13 protein-coding genes are annotated in these 15582 nt (G+C 64.4%); 4 read left to right on the plus strand and 9 right to left on the minus strand.

The annotated features are described in order from the left end of the window. Nucleotides 1-36: 36 nt before the first annotated feature. Nucleotides 37-1236: an efflux RND transporter periplasmic adaptor subunit gene (locus GIB19_RS17150; RefSeq protein ID WP_099429875.1), complete on the plus strand. Its 1200-nt coding sequence runs from the start codon at nt 37-39 to the stop codon at nt 1234-1236. 16 nt (nt 1237-1252) lie between these two features. Further along, entirely contained in the window at nt 1253-4399 is a 3147-nt protein-coding gene (locus GIB19_RS17155) for a CusA/CzcA family heavy metal efflux RND transporter (protein ID WP_274887288.1), read from the plus strand. Between the two features lie 129 nt (nt 4400-4528). Here the strand turns inward: GIB19_RS17155 and GIB19_RS17160 are convergent, their stop codons facing one another. The 7 genes from GIB19_RS17160 to GIB19_RS17190 form a co-directional block, all read right to left on the minus strand. Further along, entirely contained in the window at nt 4529-5866 is a 1338-nt protein-coding gene (locus GIB19_RS17160; protein WP_274887289.1) for an MFS transporter, read from the minus strand. A gap of 148 nt (nt 5867-6014) precedes the next feature. Further along, nucleotides 6015-6785, minus strand: a complete 771-nt coding sequence (locus GIB19_RS17165; protein ID WP_274887295.1) for a hypothetical protein — start codon at nt 6783-6785, stop codon at nt 6015-6017. A 117-nt stretch (nt 6786-6902) separates the two neighbouring features. Continuing rightward, on the minus strand, nt 6903-9053 hold the full coding sequence (locus GIB19_RS17170; RefSeq protein ID WP_265969460.1) for a TonB-dependent receptor: 2151 nt from the start codon (nt 9051-9053) through the stop codon (nt 6903-6905). 66 nt (nt 9054-9119) lie between these two features. Then, on the minus strand, nt 9120-9527 hold the full coding sequence (locus tag GIB19_RS17175) for a DUF2946 family protein (RefSeq protein WP_085273260.1): 408 nt from the start codon (nt 9525-9527) through the stop codon (nt 9120-9122). A gap of 81 nt (nt 9528-9608) precedes the next feature. Then, a complete protein-coding gene (locus tag GIB19_RS17180) occupies nt 9609-10385 on the minus strand; it encodes a ParA family protein (protein WP_027593844.1) in 777 nt (258 codons plus the stop codon). A 128-nt stretch (nt 10386-10513) separates the two neighbouring features. After that, nucleotides 10514-12097, minus strand: a complete 1584-nt coding sequence (locus GIB19_RS17185; RefSeq protein ID WP_274887296.1) for a sensor domain-containing diguanylate cyclase — start codon at nt 12095-12097, stop codon at nt 10514-10516. A gap of 87 nt (nt 12098-12184) precedes the next feature. Continuing rightward, nucleotides 12185-12664 (minus strand): hypothetical protein, encoded by a 480-nt coding sequence (locus GIB19_RS17190; protein WP_265969456.1) that lies wholly within the window; start codon nt 12662-12664, stop codon nt 12185-12187. A gap of 128 nt (nt 12665-12792) precedes the next feature. On the opposite strand from GIB19_RS17190, the gene GIB19_RS17195 reads away from it, so the two are divergent. Together GIB19_RS17195 and GIB19_RS17200 are read left to right on the plus strand one after the other, a co-directional pair. Next, a complete protein-coding gene (locus tag GIB19_RS17195) occupies nt 12793-13290 on the plus strand; it encodes a GNAT family N-acetyltransferase (RefSeq protein ID WP_238217784.1) in 498 nt (165 codons plus the stop codon). Nucleotides 13291-13422: 132 nt separating this feature from the next. Then, complete coding sequence (locus GIB19_RS17200) at nt 13423-13746, plus strand: hypothetical protein (protein ID WP_274887297.1); 324 nt, start codon at nt 13423-13425, stop codon at nt 13744-13746. Between the two features lie 66 nt (nt 13747-13812). Here GIB19_RS17200 and GIB19_RS17205 read toward each other — a convergent pair whose 3' ends face one another. Together GIB19_RS17205 and GIB19_RS17210 are read right to left on the minus strand one after the other, a co-directional pair. Continuing rightward, a complete protein-coding gene (locus GIB19_RS17205; protein ID WP_274887298.1) occupies nt 13813-15150 on the minus strand; it encodes an OprD family porin in 1338 nt (445 codons plus the stop codon). Then, nucleotides 15147-15581 carry a pseudoazurin gene (locus tag GIB19_RS17210; protein WP_274887300.1) on the minus strand — a complete coding sequence of 145 codons (435 nt, stop codon included), beginning with the start codon at nt 15579-15581 and terminating at the stop codon, nt 15147-15149. The genes GIB19_RS17205 and GIB19_RS17210 overlap by 4 nt, the downstream gene beginning before the upstream one ends. Between the last annotated feature and the right edge of the window lies 1 nt (nt 15582).

A 15582-nucleotide genomic window follows, 5' to 3' on the forward strand; every position in this document is an offset into this window, starting at 1 on the left:
CTGGCTTGAGCAACAATACGAACAGCAGGAGCAACAATGGATAACCCACGCAAGATCGCCCTCCTGGCGGTCGCTCTGGCCGTGCTTGGCCTCGGTGGCCTGGCCTGGACCGGCAACCTCGGCCAGGCCTCGAGCGGCGAAGCCCAGCACGACGCGCATGGCGAAGACGGCCACGGCCACGATGACGAGCAGGCCGAAGAAGGCCACGCCGACGAGGAAGGCAAATTGCACCTCTCCAGCGCCCAGATCGAGGCGGCTGGCGTGCAGTTGGTAGCTGCCGGCCCCCGCGAGCTGGGCACCGCCATCAGCTACCCGGGTGAGATCCGTTTCGATGAAGACCGCACCGCGCATGTCGTGCCGCGTGTACCGGGCGTGGTCGAGTCGGTGCAGGCCGACCTCGGGCAGGCGGTAAAGCGCGGCCAGGTGCTGGCAGTGATCGCCAGCCAGCAGATTTCTGACCTGCGCAGCGAACAACAGGCAGCCCAGCGCCGCCTGGAACTGGCGCGTCTGACCTTCCAGCGCGAACAGCAGCTGTGGCAGGAACGCATCAGCGCCGAACAGGACTACCAGCAGGCTCGCCAAGTGTTGCAGGAGGCCGAGATCGCGCTGGCCAATGCTCGGCAAAAGGTCGCGGCAGTCGGCCCCGCCGGCGCCGGCAATCGCTATGAGTTACGCGCACCCTTCGACGCGGTGGTGGTGGAAAAACACATGAGCGTGGGCGAGGTGGTCGACGCCTCCAGCAACGCGTTCACACTGTCCGACCTGAGCCGGGTCTGGGCCACCTTCGCCGTCGCCCCCCGCGACTTGAACCGTGTCGTCACCGGGCGCAGCGTCACGGTCAGTGCGCCGGACCTGGGCGCCGAGGTCGAGGGCACGGTCAATTACGTCGGCAGCCTGCTGGGTGAACAAAACCGCGCCGCCACCGTGCGCGCCACCTTGGCCAACCCCAACGGTGCCTGGCGCCCTGGGCTGTTCGTGAACATTGCGGTCAGCGTCGAGCGGTCGACCGCCGCCGTGGTGGTGCCGGAAAGCGCGTTGCAGACCTGGGAGGAGCAGACCGTGGTGTTCGTGCGTACCGAGCAAGGCTTCGAGGCACGCCCGGTGACGACAGGGCGCCGCGACGCCGGCCAGGTAGAACTCGTCGCCGGCCTGGCTGCAGGCACTCAGGTCGCTGCCGCCGGCAGCTTCGTCCTCAAGTCGGAGCTTGGCAAAGGCTCCGCCGAGCACAGCCATTGAAACCGGGGACGACGCCATGTTCGAACGCCTGATCCAATTCGCCATCGAGCAGCGCCTGGTGGTGATGCTTGCCGTGCTGCTGATGGCTGCGGTGGGTATCCACAGCTACCAGAAACTGCCCATCGATGCCGTGCCGGACATCACCAACGTCCAGGTGCAGATCAACACCGCCGCGCCCGGTTACTCGCCATTGGAGACCGAGCAGCGCATCACCTTCGCCATCGAAACGGCCATGGCCGGCCTGCCAGGCCTCAAGCAGACCCGTTCGCTGTCCCGCTCGGGCTTGTCCCAGGTCACGGTGATCTTCGATGACGGCACCGACCTGTTCTTCGCCCGTCAATTGGTCAACGAGCGTCTGCAGGTGGCCCGTGAACAGTTGCCCGACGGCATCGAGGCGGGCATGGGGCCGATTTCCACAGGGCTGGGCGAGATCTTCTTGTGGACCGTCGAGGCCGAGGAGGGCGCGCTCAAGGACGACGGTACGCCCTACACCCAGACCGACCTGCGGGTGATCCAGGACTGGATCATCAAGCCGCAGCTGCGCAATGTGCCGGGGGTGGCCGAGGTCAACAGCATTGGCGGCCATGCCAAGCAGTACTTGATCGCACCGGAGCCCAAGCGCCTGGCGGCCTACAAGCTCACCCTCAATGACTTGATCGCGGCACTGGAGCGCAACAACGCCAACGTGGGGGCCGGCTACATCGAGCGCAATGGCGAGCAGTTGCTGATCCGCGCACCGGGCCAGTTGGACTCCGCCGAGGACATCGCCAACATCGTCATCGCCAGCGTCGACGGCACTCCGATACGCGTCAGCCATGTCGCTCAGGTTGGCCTGGGCCAAGAGCTGCGCTCTGGGGCTGCGACTGAAAATGGCCGTGAGGTAGTGCTGGGCACGGTGTTCATGCTGATCGGCGAGAACAGTCGCACGGTCTCCCAGGCGGTGGCGGCCAAGCTGGTCGAGATCAACCGCAACCTGCCCAAGGGCGTGGTCGCGGTGACGGTGTATGACCGTACCAACCTGGTGGAAAAAGCCATCGCCACGGTGAAGAAAAACCTGATCGAAGGCGCGATCCTGGTCATCGCCGTGTTGTTCCTGTTCCTGGGCAACATCCGCGCTGCGGTCATTACCGCCATGGTCATCCCGTTGTCGATGCTGTTTACCTTCACGGGCATGTTCAGCAACAAGGTCAGTGCCAACCTCATGAGCCTCGGCGCGCTGGACTTCGGCATCATTGTCGATGGCGCGGTGGTGATCGTCGAGAACGCCATTCGCCGCCTGGCTCACGCCCAGCAGCGCCATGGCCGCATGCTGACCCGCGCCGAGCGCTTCCATGAAGTGTTTGCCGCCGCCCGTGAAGCACGGCGCCCGCTGATCTACGGGCAGTTGATCATCATGGTGGTGTACCTGCCGATCTTTGCCCTGACCGGGGTCGAGGGCAAGATGTTCCACCCCATGGCCTTCACCGTCGTGATCGCCCTGCTGGGTGCCATGATCCTCTCGGTGACCTTCGTGCCGGCGGCGCTGGCGCTGTTCGTGACCGGCAAGGTCAAGGAAGAAGAAGGCTTGGTCATGCGCACCGCGCGCCAGCGCTATGCACCGGTGCTGGGCTGGGTGTTGGGCCGGCGCAAGCTGGCGTTCGCCGGGGCGGCAGCGCTGGTGGTGTTGTCCGGGGTGATGGCCAGCCGCATGGGCAGCGAGTTTATCCCCAGCCTCAGCGAGGGCGACTTTGCCCTGCAGGCGCTGCGCGTGCCAGGCACCAGCCTGACGCAGTCGGTAGACATGCAGCAGCGCCTGGAGCGGGCGATCATTGCCCAGGTGCCGGAAGTGGAGCGCGTGTTCGCCCGCACCGGCACTGCCGAAATCGCCTCGGACCCGATGCCGCCGAACATCTCTGACGCCTACGTAATGCTGCGTCCGCCCGCGCAATGGGCCGACCCGAGCAAGCCACGTGAGGCGCTGATTGCCGAAGTGCAGCGCGCCGCGGCCAGTGTGCCGGGCAGCAATTACGAGCTGTCGCAACCGATCCAGTTGCGCTTCAACGAACTGATCTCGGGTGTGCGCAGTGATGTGGCCGTCAAAGTGTTTGGGGACGACATGGACGTGCTCAACCAGACCGCCGCGCAAATCGCCAGCAGCCTGCAGCGTGTGCCGGGCGCCTCGGAGGTCAAGGTCGAGCAGACCACAGGCCTGCCGGTGCTGACCATTGATATCGACCGTGACAAGGCCGCCCGCCATGGCCTCAATGTCGGCGACGTGCAAGACGCCATCGCCATTGCCGTGGGGGGGCGTAAGGCAGGCACGCTGTATGAGGGCGACCGACGTTTCGACATGGTGGTGCGCCTGCCCGAGACTGTGCGTACCGATGTCGACGGGCTTTCCAGCCTGCTGATACCGGTACCGGCGAGCAGTGCAGCCGGCGCTGCCCAGATCGGTTTCATCCCGCTGTCGCAGGTCGCGACGTTGAACCTGCAACTGGGGCCTAACCAGGTCAGCCGTGAGGATGGCAAGCGCGTGGTGGTGGTGAGTGCCAACGTGCGTGGCCGCGACCTTGGCTCGTTCGTGCAGCAGGCCGAGCAGGCCCTGATCGAGCAGGTGCAGATACCGCCCGGTTACTGGACGCGCTGGGGCGGCCAGTTCGAGCAGTTGCAGTCGGCCGCCGAGCGTCTGCAGGTGGTAGTGCCGGTGGCCTTGCTGTTGGTGTTGGCCTTGCTGCTGATGATGTTCAACAACCTCAAGGATGGCTTGCTGGTGTTCACCGGTATTCCGTTTGCCTTGACCGGTGGGGTACTGGCGCTGTGGTTGCGGGATATTCCATTGTCTATTTCCGCAGGGGTGGGCTTCATCGCGCTGTCGGGGGTGGCGGTGCTCAATGGTCTGGTGATGATTGCCTTTATCCGCAGCCTGCGCGAGGAAGGGCGCACGTTGCGGGTGGCGGTCGAGGAGGGCGCGTTGACGCGCTTGCGGCCGGTGCTGATGACCGCGTTGGTGGCCTCGCTGGGGTTCATCCCGATGGCATTGGCCACGGGGACCGGGGCGGAAGTGCAGCGGCCCCTGGCGACCGTGGTGATTGGCGGGATCCTGTCGTCCACGGCGTTGACGTTGCTGGTGTTGCCGGCGTTGTACCAATGGGCGTATCGGCGGGAAGAGGTGGAGGAAGGCTGATAATGCCGGGGCCGCTGTGCGGCCCATCGCCGGCAAGCCAGCGCCTACAGGTACCGCGCCTTTTCTGGCTGGCGCACTACCTGTAGGCGCTGGCTTGCCGGCGATGGGCTGCAGAGCAGCCCCAAAATCTCAAACGCTGCTCCGCACCCCAGGCCGCACGCTCTCTATGCCGGCCTCATCATGCAACGAAATGCGCGACGTCTCCGGCAATGCCAACCCTCCCACCAAAGCCACCAGCGCAATCACCACCAGGTAAAACGCCGGTGCCAGGCTGCTACCCGTCTGCCCAATCAACCAGGTCGCCACCAACGGCGCAGTGCCACCGAATAGCGTATAGGCCACGTTGTAGGTAATCGCCGACGCGGTATAGCGGGTCCGTGTCGGGAAGCTTTCCGACAGCAATGCCGCAGTCACCACCCCGCTGCACAGCGCACCCACGGCCAGCAGAATCACCCCCAGCAGCGCCCCGGACAGTGAGCCGGAACTGGCCAGCCAATACGCCGGGAACACACAGACCATCACCCACAGGCAGGTGAAACCAATGGTCTTGCGCCGCCCCACCCGGTCAGAAAACGCCCCAGCCAGCGGACAGCCGATGGCAGCGAACAACAACGCCACTGTGGTTACCAGCAGCGATTGCGCACGGGTGAGGTTGCCGACCAGTTGCAGGTAGGTGGCAAAGTAGGTGGTGAACATATAGAACGACAGCGCCGTCAGCGAGATGAACGCCCCCAGGTTGCGGATAGCCCGGCCATGGTTGCGCAGGGTCTCCTTGAGCGGCGAGTGCTCGTGTTCTTTGCCCTGGGCCACGGCTTCGCGGAACGCCGGGGTTTCTTCCATGCGCCAGCGCAAGTACAGGCCAACCAGGCCCAACGGGGCGGCGATCAGGAAAGGCACGCGCCAGCCCCAGGCGTTCATCGCCTCGGCCGTCAGGTTCGCTTCCAGGCCGTAGGCGATCACCGCCGCGCAGGCAAAGGCAGAAAAGGTCGAGACCGGCACGAAGCTGCCGTAGAACGCGCGCTTGTCGTTGGGCGCATGCTCCATCAGGTAGGCGCAGGCGCCGGCGTACTCGCCACCCGCCGAGAAGCCTTGCAGGCAACGGGCCAGGGTCAACAGCACGGGGGCCGCCAGGCCAATGCTGGCATAGGTCGGCAGCAAGCCGATCAAGGTGGTGGAGCCGGCCATCAGCAAGATGGTCAGCGACAGGATGCGCTTGCGCCCCAGGCGGTCACCCAGTGCGCCGAACACGATACCGCCGAGCGGGCGCAGGGCAAACGCCACGGCAAACACAGCGAAGGTCTTGAGCAAAGCCACGCTGGCATCTTCACTGGCGAAGAACTGGCTGGCAATCAGCGTGGCGAGAAAGCCATAGACGGCAAAGTCGAACCACTCGACGAAGTTGCCGATGGCAGAGGCGGCGATCACCCGGCGCAGGGTGGCGGGGGATACCTCATGAGGTGCGGACATGTGGGAGCTCTCCGGTTTCCATTGGCAGCCTGAATGAACGTGACGCGGTCGGGCCGCGTCATCATTGTTGTGCTTGCCAGTAGATCGGTGAGCGCCTGCGGGGGCTTCGTCGAGGGCGACACTGGGATGTCTGTTTCAACCAGGCAGGCTACTGCCGGCCAACCTTCCACGGGGCATAGTCGAGTTCGCTGTAGCCTTCGGCTGTGCCTTGCTCATTGGTGCTGAAGCCCGGCATCGTGCTCAGGTCGAGCTTCATGCAACGGCTGTTGAGCTGCGCCTGCAGGTTGCCGTCCAGGCGGAAGGCCGCTTCACGCAGGCGGGTTGGGGAAAGCTGCACCAGGCAACCCTCGACCTTGCCTTGGGCATTGGCCTGGTAGAACACCGTCGCCTTGCCGATGCTGGTGACCGGCTGATCGCGCAGCAGCTGTTGCCAGAAGTACTCGCGCTGGGCGTTGGCGCGTTGGCGCGCACTGCCGGGGGCCTGGATAGACGCGGGCAGCTGGACGATGATCGGTGCGCGTACGTCGAGCGTTGCCTCGCCGCCGAACAGCGACGCAGGCACGACCGGGTAAATGGTCTTCCAGCACAGTGCCTCGACCAGGTTGGCCAACGCCTGATGGTCGGAGGGCATGACGTCGGCGGGCAGCAGCGCGCCGTATTTGAACGGGGCCTTGCTGGCCTTGCAGGCGACTGGGGCGCTGTGCCGGTCGAAGGTGACCTGCAGGGTGACGGCGCCCAGCTGCTCGCCAGTTGGGGCCAGGGCAATGCTGCGCTCCAAGGCGCGCTGCATCTCGACAGTGAAGGTTTTGAACGCCTGCGCATCGGCGGCTGCCTGAGTGTCCGTGGGCGGGGACGCTTGGCAGCCAGCCAGGGCAATCAGAGCCGCGCTCAGGAGCGCGGGGGGCAGAGTTTTGAACACGTAAACTTCCTTGCTGAAACGGTAGCCGGGTGTCTTCGTGAGCCGGCGGGTCATGAACGTGGCAGCTTATCACTGGCAGCGCTGCCACGGGATAACCCCCGTGGCAGCGCTGTTCGATCAGAAGCGCATGTCCAGCGCCACCTCGAAGGTACGCGGAGCACCCATGTAGTACTGGGAGCTGTAGGCCTGCTTGGCATACACCTCGTCGGTCAGGTTGCGTACCCGCCCGGTCACTGTGGTGTGCTCATCCAGCCGGTAGCGGGCGAAGGCACCGAACAGCGTGTAGGCCGGTGCCTTTAGGGTATTGGCATTGTCGGCATACACCGAGCCCACGTAGCGCCCATCGACCCCCGCCGACCACGCGGACGTGAAGCTGTAGGTCAGCCACAGGTTAGCGACGCTGGCCGGTACGTTGACCGGCGTATTGCCCTTGCGTGACACCGATACCCCGTTGACCGCTTCGTTGAACGTGTCGTACTGCGCATCGACGTAGGCGTAGTTGGCCTCGGCCAGCAGTTTCGGCGTGACCTGCAGCCGCCCTGACAGCTCGACGCCGCGCGAGGTCTGCTGCCCGGCCTGCACCGTCTGGTTGGCATCGTTGGAGTCACGCACGGCAAAGTCCTTGCGCACGATCTGGTACAGCGCCAGCGTGGCGGCGCCGCGGCCGTCGAGGAAGTCGAACTTGCTGCCGACCTCCCATTGCTCGCCCTTGGACAGGTCGAACAGGCCGACGTTGGAGTAGGTCGCCGCTGCCAGTGAGCCGGCTGGCAGATCGGCCGAGCTGCTGTACTGCGCGTACACACTGGCACTGGGCGTCAGCGCGTAGGTCAGGCCGATGCGCCCGGAAAGCGGCTCCCAGCGGCGCTCGAAAAACGCCGGCGAGGTGGGCGAGACCGTTCCGTAGTTGGTCACTTGCATGTCCAGGTAGTCATAGCGCAGGGCAGTCAGCAAGGCCAGGCGATCGGTCAGTTGCAGGCGGTTTTCGGCAAACACCGCGCGGTTGGTGACTTCGTGACGACGCTGCTTGGTCAGGCCGGCATTCACCACGGGGATGTCGTCGAAACTGCCAGGGTCGAAATGGTCGGGGTCGACGACGTCGCTCCAGCTGCTCGACGTCGGGTAAAGGGTCTGGCGCATGCGCGAGTATTCCAGCCCTAGCGACCATTGGCTGGCGAAGCCGAACAGTGTGTTGTCATGGCGCAACTCGATGCGATCGCCCAACAGGTTCTGGTCGTGGCTTTGCAGGTAGGGGCTGCTGCGCTGCACATTGCCATTGGCGGTGTAGCTGTAGCGTTCAACGTTGCGGTAGTCGCGCTGGGCGTTGTAGTGGTACAGCGTGTTCTGCACGCTGGTGCTGTCGCTGAGCTGGTAGTCGAGGATCGAACGCAGCCAGCGTACCCGCTGTTCGTAGCGCCCGTCCGCGACGTTGTAGTTTTCGAAGCGGCGGCTTTTGTCGATCTTCATCGTGCTGCGGCCCGGCAGGATCGGCGAACCCCAGTACGGGCTGTCTTCGCGGTCTTCCTGGTACTCCAGCGCGAGGGTGTGGGTGAGGTTGGGCGCCAGGTCGCTGAGTACCGAAAACGCCAGGCTGTCGGTGTTGCGCTGGTTACGGTCGATGTAGCCGTTGCCCTGGCCCCGGCTGAAGTCCAGGCGCATGAAGTGGCGGGCGTCGGCGGGGTTGCTGGCCAGCGCCTGATTGATGCCGAAGGCCACTTCTGAGTCATCGAAACTGCCGTAGCGCAGGCGGCCATCGATGATCTGCTGATCGCGGCTGGCAAGCTTGGTGATGTAGTTGATCGAGCCGCCCACGGCCCCCGCGCCATGCAGGAAAGAGGACGGCCCGCCGATCAGTTCGACCCGGTCGAGTACCCAGGCATCCACTGGCCGGGTGGCACTGCTGTAGCCCAGGTTGATGCCGTTGTAGAGCTGGGTGACCTGGTTCTGGGTGAAGCCCCGGTAGGCGACGAAACCGCCATAACCGGGGTTGGCCGAGGCGTTGACGCCGGTCATGGCGTTGATCACGTCCTGGCTGTCCTTGGCGCCGTGCGCCTCGATCAGGCGGCGGTCCGAGACGCTGACCGATGCCGGGGTTTCCCGTGCGGTGAGGCCCAGGCGCGAACCGGTTTGGATCGGCTCGTCCAGTTGCACACCGGAGGGGGCGTCGCGTTCGCCATCGATGGTGGTGGCGTTGAGTTCGACCGGGGCAGTGTCGGCCCAGGCGAAGGTGCAAGTGCCCATGAGGAGCACCAGGGAGGTCTTGCGGATCATGTTGTCGTGTCTTCCACGCAAAAGTCATGGCTGACCGCGAGCGCGCACAGGCGCACCCGCTTGAGGTCAGGCGAACAGAAGGGCTGCGGGAAGCGCGGCGGGGGAGGCGCGGGGGTTGAGGGCAGGGCGCAAGTAGCGCGGCGGCGGTTGTGCCCAGCTGCGCACGACAATGGGCGAGGTGGCCCCGGACTGGGGCGGCAGGAACGCCCAGCCGGTGTGGGCAAGCGGCACTGCCAGGCCGAACGAGGAGCACACAGGGCAGTCGAGCTGAGCCATGTGCTGGTCGCCACCGGCGTTGTCCAGGTTGATGGCCGGGCCGTGGTCACTGCTGATCGAACAGAAACCACCCTCGAGGCCCGCCAGGCGCAGGCCACTCATCTGGCCGTGATGCAGGCCGCACAGCAATAGGCTGAACAGGACGCTGGCATAAAGCGTCCAGGCGGTCAGCGTGCGGGTCTGCCGGGTGGTTTTCATGGCGGCGAATCTATCACCCGAATGCGTGATCGGGTAGCCCTGGTGACGCAAAATGCTGGGGTGCAAAGCACCCCGCTTGGCTCAGGCCGCGCGCTCCAGCACGTCCAGCAGGTCGGCAAACTCCAACGCCAGCTTGTGCCGCGGCGCCATGTGCACCAGCGGCACCGACGCCTGGTGCGACTCGCGCATCTTGATCGAGCTGCTCAGGTACACCGGCAGCACCGGAACCCCTTCACCGCGCAACTGATCGACCAGTGTCTGGTGCAGTGCCGTGCGCCCGGCGAACTGGTTGACGACCACGCCCTCCACCTGCAGCGCTGGGTTGTGGTCCTGGCGCAGCTCCTCCACTTCGGCCATGACGCTGTGCAGCGCATGGCGCGAGAAGCTGTCGCAGTCGAATGGAATCAACAGGCGTTCGGCGGCCACTAGGGCGCTGAAGGTGTAGAAGTTCAGCGCCGGCGGCGTGTCGATGTAGATCCGCTCGTAGTCTTCTGCCAATTCCACCAGCAGCTTGCGCAGCTTGTTGATCTTGAACTTGCTCTCCAGCTTGCTTTGCAGGTCGCTGAGGTCGGGGCTGGCGGTGATCAGGTGCAGGTTGCTGTAGCGGGTTTCGGTAATCGCCACACGGGGCTTTTTGCCGTGCGCGGTGGCGGAAGACAAGGTCTGGCGGAAGAAGTCGGCAATGCCCGAGGGGATGGCGTCATTGACTAGGCCGGTCAGGTAGTAGGTGGCATTGGCCTGCGGGTCGAGGTCGACGAGCAAGGTCCGATAGCCTTCAGCGGCACTGGCGGCAGCCAGGTTGCAGGCGATGCTCGACTTGCCGACGCCACCTTTCTGATTGAAAACCACACGACGCATGAGACGCTCATCCATGAAGAGTGAAAATGTCAGGTTGGGGTCAATCCTATGACTGAAACACGACAGTTTTATGACAAGGCTTGTAACAACTTTTGCGAAGGGTCTGGCCGTGACGGTCTGCGCGGGTTTCAGGGCTGAACTCGCGCGACACACACCCGATTGCGCCCATTCTGTTTGGCCGCGTACAGCGCCCGGTCCGCCTCGCTCAATGCATCGCCAGGCTCGCTGCCGGTGCCGCCCGGCCAATGCGCAACCCCCAGCGAAATCGTCACCGCGCCCACGGGTTCCACCGGCGTATCCTGCACCGTTACCCGTAGCCGTTCTGCCACTGCTGCCGCAACCGCCAGGCTTGCCCCCGGCAGCAGCATGAGAAACTCCTCGCCTCCGGTGCGGCAAAGCAGGTCGCCCTCTCGGCAACAGCGGCGCATCAGCTCGGCCAGCCGCTGCAGTACCTGATCGCCCACCTCATGCCCATGGCCGTCGTTTACCCGCTTGAAGTGGTCAATATCGAGCACGATGGCCGAAAAAGCCCGCCCTTCGGCCTGCAGCAACGACAGGCTGAATTCCAGGTTGCGGCGGTTGCCCAGCCCGGTCAGTGGGTCGGTCTGGGCATCGCGGTTAAGCCGGCCGATGCGCTCTTGCAGCAGGTTGAGCCCGAACAGCAGCGCACGCTTGAGCTCAGCCGCCTCGAAGTACCAGGCCGGCACCCGATGCAGGCGCTCGGCGGTGCCTGCGCGGTCCATCGACCTGGCCCCGGCCGCCAATTGCCAGAGTGGCCGAGCGATGGTCATCGCCAGCCACCACAGCACCAGGCTGCCCACCAGCGCCAGCGGCGCCGAGGTGCCGATAACGTTGAGCACAAGGTGGCTCAAGGGCGCCACGGTCTGCGCCAGCGGCTGCTGCGCCACCACACCCCAGCCAGCGCTCGGCACCGTGGCAAACCCTGCCAGCATTTCCACGCCCTGGCTGTTGGTCAGTTGGCGGGTGCCGCTGTCCAGGGTCGCCAGTTGATCGATCAGCGGGTTGCCTTCCACCACCGTTCCCACTCGCTGGTTGTCCGCGTGATAGAGCAGGCGGCGGTTGCGGTCGACCACATAGAGGTACGAGCCGTCCTTGTAGAAGTGCTCGCCCAGCAGGCTGTTGAGGATGTTGCGCTCGCGCAGGTACAGGCTGCCACCGACGTAGCCCAGGTAACGCCCATTGGCATCGAAGATCGGCTGCGACAGTGCCACCACCAGGTTGTTGGCGGTGGACAGGTAGGGCGTCGACACCAGGGCCTTGCGCCCTTGCAAGGCCTCCTGAACCCCGGGCGACTGCACCTTGGTATTGAGGTAGTGGCGCAATGAGGCAGGGGAGATTGCCCGCAGGATCCCGTCGGCATCGACTACGAACGTCGAGTTGAAGGCCAGGCCCTGGTGCAGCACGCGGTCGGTCTCCGCCTGCAGCGCGGCGGCATCAGCCAACTGGCGGGCTTGCACGCCGGCACTGAACGACAACTGCTGCAAGGCACTGGCGATGAAGGTCTCGGTGATCGACGCCAGCTTCGCCGCGTACACCCGGTTGGCCTCCAGGGCGTGGTCGATCAGCAACTGACGCTGAACCCGGTAGCTGGCGAAATAACTGGCGCACAGCATCAGCAGCGCGGTGAGGGCGCAGAGAATCAGAATGAGCGAGCGTAAATCCAGGCGCAATCCGTGCTTGGGGTGTGGCAATCCTGACCTCACTGGTACGAAAAGGGAGTAACCCTGCTGCTTGTAGGTGTAGTGCGTTATTGTCGCCGTAGCGGTGAGTTACGTCGATCAGGAACCTGCTTTTTCCAGTTCAGCCAGCTCATCTTCGACCTGCTGCATGCGCTGCTCGGCCAATGCCTGCACCTGGGTGTCGCGGGCGGTTTCGCGCATCAGCGCGGTCAGTTTTTCGCTCAGGCGCTTGCCGGCCTCAGTCTCTTCAAGTGCGCGGGCCTTGGCCGGGTCCTGCATGGCTTCGACGATGCTGGCGAATTCAGCGTCGCTGAAATTCGTTTCGCTGTAGAGCTTGAACAAGTCCTGGCGCTGGTCTTCGACCGTCAGGTGTTTGCGCAGCACCTCACGGATGCGCGCCTCGGGCACCTGCGGGTGGGCTGGGGCCAGCAACGACGCCATGCGGTCGATGTTGTGCTCATAGGCGTCCTGCAGCGGCAGCTTGGCCAGAATCTGCGCTTCGCGGGAGGGTTGCTGGTCGCAGGCGGCGAGGGCGGTGATCAGCAGCAGGGGCAGTAGCAACGTCTGGAGGCGGGGCATGGGGTGGCCTGGTTGGGCGGTCTAGGCCTGCGATTATACCGGGGTCTTGATCGCGATGAGCCCAGAATTTGCCATGGGCGGCGCGCTGGGGTAGAACCTTTGCCCTCGACTCATTGCCTGTAGCCCACATGCCGAACTGGATCATCCAACCCGTCCCGCGTGACGCCATCGACGAGGTGGTCGTTTTTGTCGACAGCGCCCGCCGCGAACTTTTCCCGCAGCTTGCCGACGCACCGTTGCCCCCTGACTTGGCTCGCTTCGCCGAGACTTACCTAGACGGCGAAGGCGTGTTTCTCGAAGCCCGCGATCAGGGCCGTTTGGTGGCCGTGATCGGCTATGTGCCCTATGACCATCGCTTCGCACAACTCGACTATCAGCGGGTGTGCGTGGTCGAGGTGGTGCGCTTGTTCGTGTTGCCGGCCTATCGACGCCATGGCCTCGCCGCCGCCTTGTTCGCCGCCTTGCGCGGTGCGGCTGAACAGGCGGGTGTCGAATGCCTGTACCTGCACACCCACCCGTTCCTCCCGGGCGCGATTGCCTTCTGGGAACGCCAGGGGTTCGCGGTGATCGATGTGGAGCAGGACCCCGTCTGGCAGACCACCCATATGCAGCTGACGCTGGCATGACGTCGCCATAATCGGTCAGAAACCGCCTACAGCTGTTGTTGTGGAGTGTTCAACGCGTTCATTTCCATAACGCACCTGCTTGCTTACCGTCTCCCTCAAGGCTTACCCAACGCCCCCAAGGGAGATTCACCGATGCCACACATGGCCCTGTACAAGCTCAAACTGCTGGACGAATTCGAAGACTGCAGAGACCCGTGGTCGTTCGGCCACTTCGAAAACAGGCTGATGGATTTGTGGCGGGGTGCCACGCGCCACGACGCCAAGGGCATCATCAATGCGGCGCACAAGGAAGGGCGTTGGCCCAATACGGTGAAGCGCTACCTGCTGACCAACTACAAGGCGTTCGGCAATGTCAGCGCAGAATTGGAGCAGACCTTTATGGAAGTGCTTGCTGCGATGACCTCGAAGGAAAAAGCCGAATGGGGCTTGCAGCCGCTATCCGCTGCAGCGTCTTGAACCGGGGGGCTGCTGCGCAGCCCGTCACCGGCACGTTGGTGCGAAGCCTGGGTCCCTGAACGAAGATCAGAACCCGCCGCCCAGCGGCCATTCGACCGCCAGGCGGATCTGGTCACCATCCAGCTCCGCCTGCGCCGTGTTCCCCCGGTGCGCGTTATGCCGTACCGAGAACGTGGTGCCCTTGGCCTTGCCACTCTGCACCACATAGCGCGCTTCCAGGTCGCGCTCCCAGTGCTTGCCACCCTTGCCATACCCCAGGTACGCGTAGCCGCCGGTGGGGTCGACATGCGTGCCATCGATATCGAACCCGCGCACGTACAGCGCCGTCAGGTTCAACCCGGGCACACCGTAGGCGCCCATGTTCAGGTCATAGCGCGCCTGCCATGACTTCTCGTTCGGTGCATTGAAGTCCGACATCTGCACGGCGTTGGCGATATAGATCGCGCCACGCGTCACATAGTCGAACGGTGTATTGCCGTCTACCTGCTGCCAGCCCAGGCTGAACCCGTGCGGCCCCTGGTTGTAACGCGACACCAGGCTCCAGGTGGTGTTGTCGATGCCCCCGGACAGCGCCTTGCCGGTGTCGGTGGTGCGGTACAGGTTGAGGTCGAGGCTCAAGCTGCGCCGGTCATCCAGTGCGTGGGTCAGGGTGCTGCCCAGGTAGTGCTGGTTCCAGCTGTCCTCGTAGCGCGAGGTATACAGGCTGGCGCTGAAGGCCGCGCCGGGGTTCCAGACCACGCCGGCCAGGTCGAAGGCATTGCCCTGGCGGCCATTGGAATAGTTCACCACGAACCCTTGATCGTGGCTTGAAGCGTTGCGATCCGCGTTTTCATTGAAGTGGCCGGCCACCAGCCGAAGCGTGTCGATCTCGTTGCTGGTGAGGAAAAACCCCGTCGCGGTCTCGGGCAGCAAGCGGCTGTCGGACGAACTGAAGACCGGGGTTTTCACCCGCTGCTCGCCGTACGACAGCACCGTGTTCGACACCCGCATCTTCAAGGCTGCGCCTGCTCGGCTGTATTCGTTTTTCGGGTGCCCGTCGTTGTCGATGCCCAGCAAGCGCGCCTTGCCGGCACGGCCACCGCCGCTGTCGAGCTGTACGCCCAGATAAGCGTGGGCATCGACACCGACGCCGATCAGGCCTTGGGTAAAGCCAGACTGCAAGGTCCCCATCAAACCGTAGGCCCATTCCTCAGCTTTGCCGCTACGTTCGTCGCGTGGCTTGTAGGCATTGCGCGCACTGCTGTTGCGCCCGCCATGCTTGTAGTCGCGCTGGTCGAACACGCTGCGGTTGAGGATGCTCCAGCTGGCGTCTTCTACCAAACCGTTGCTCTGGGACTGAGCGGAGTCAGCCAATGCGAGCGGGGTAAGCCCGAGCAGAGGCAGGGCCAGCAACAGCCGGCTCATTGCCCGGCCCCCAGCTTCTGCAGTTGCGCTTCGAAGCGGGTTTTCGCCCGTGCAGGCAGGCTGGCAGGCAGTGTGGCCGGCGCCGCGTCACCCACCTGGATCACCATCACCATGCCCATCGCCAAGTGCGGAATGCACTGGATACCGTACATGCCGGGTACGCTGAAGGTGTGCTCGTAGGGCTGGTTGAGCTTGCTCTTGAACGCCTCAGCGCCCTGCGGCAGCAACCCCGGCACACTGGCTGCGTTGTGCCCACTCATGGTCGGCACAAAGCGCACGGTATCGCCGGGTGCGATGCGCAAGTGGTCCGGCTCGTAGACCATCGCGCCCTGCGTACCGCGGTTGAGCATCTTCACTTCATGCACGTCTGCCAGCGCGGCAGGGGCAAACAGGGTGCTGGCGAGCAGCAGGGCGACAGGGCGCAACAGCATG

The organism is Pseudomonas sp. ITEM 17296, from assembly GCF_028895205.1.
Lineage (GTDB): Bacteria > Pseudomonadota > Gammaproteobacteria > Pseudomonadales > Pseudomonadaceae > Aquipseudomonas > Aquipseudomonas kermanshahensis.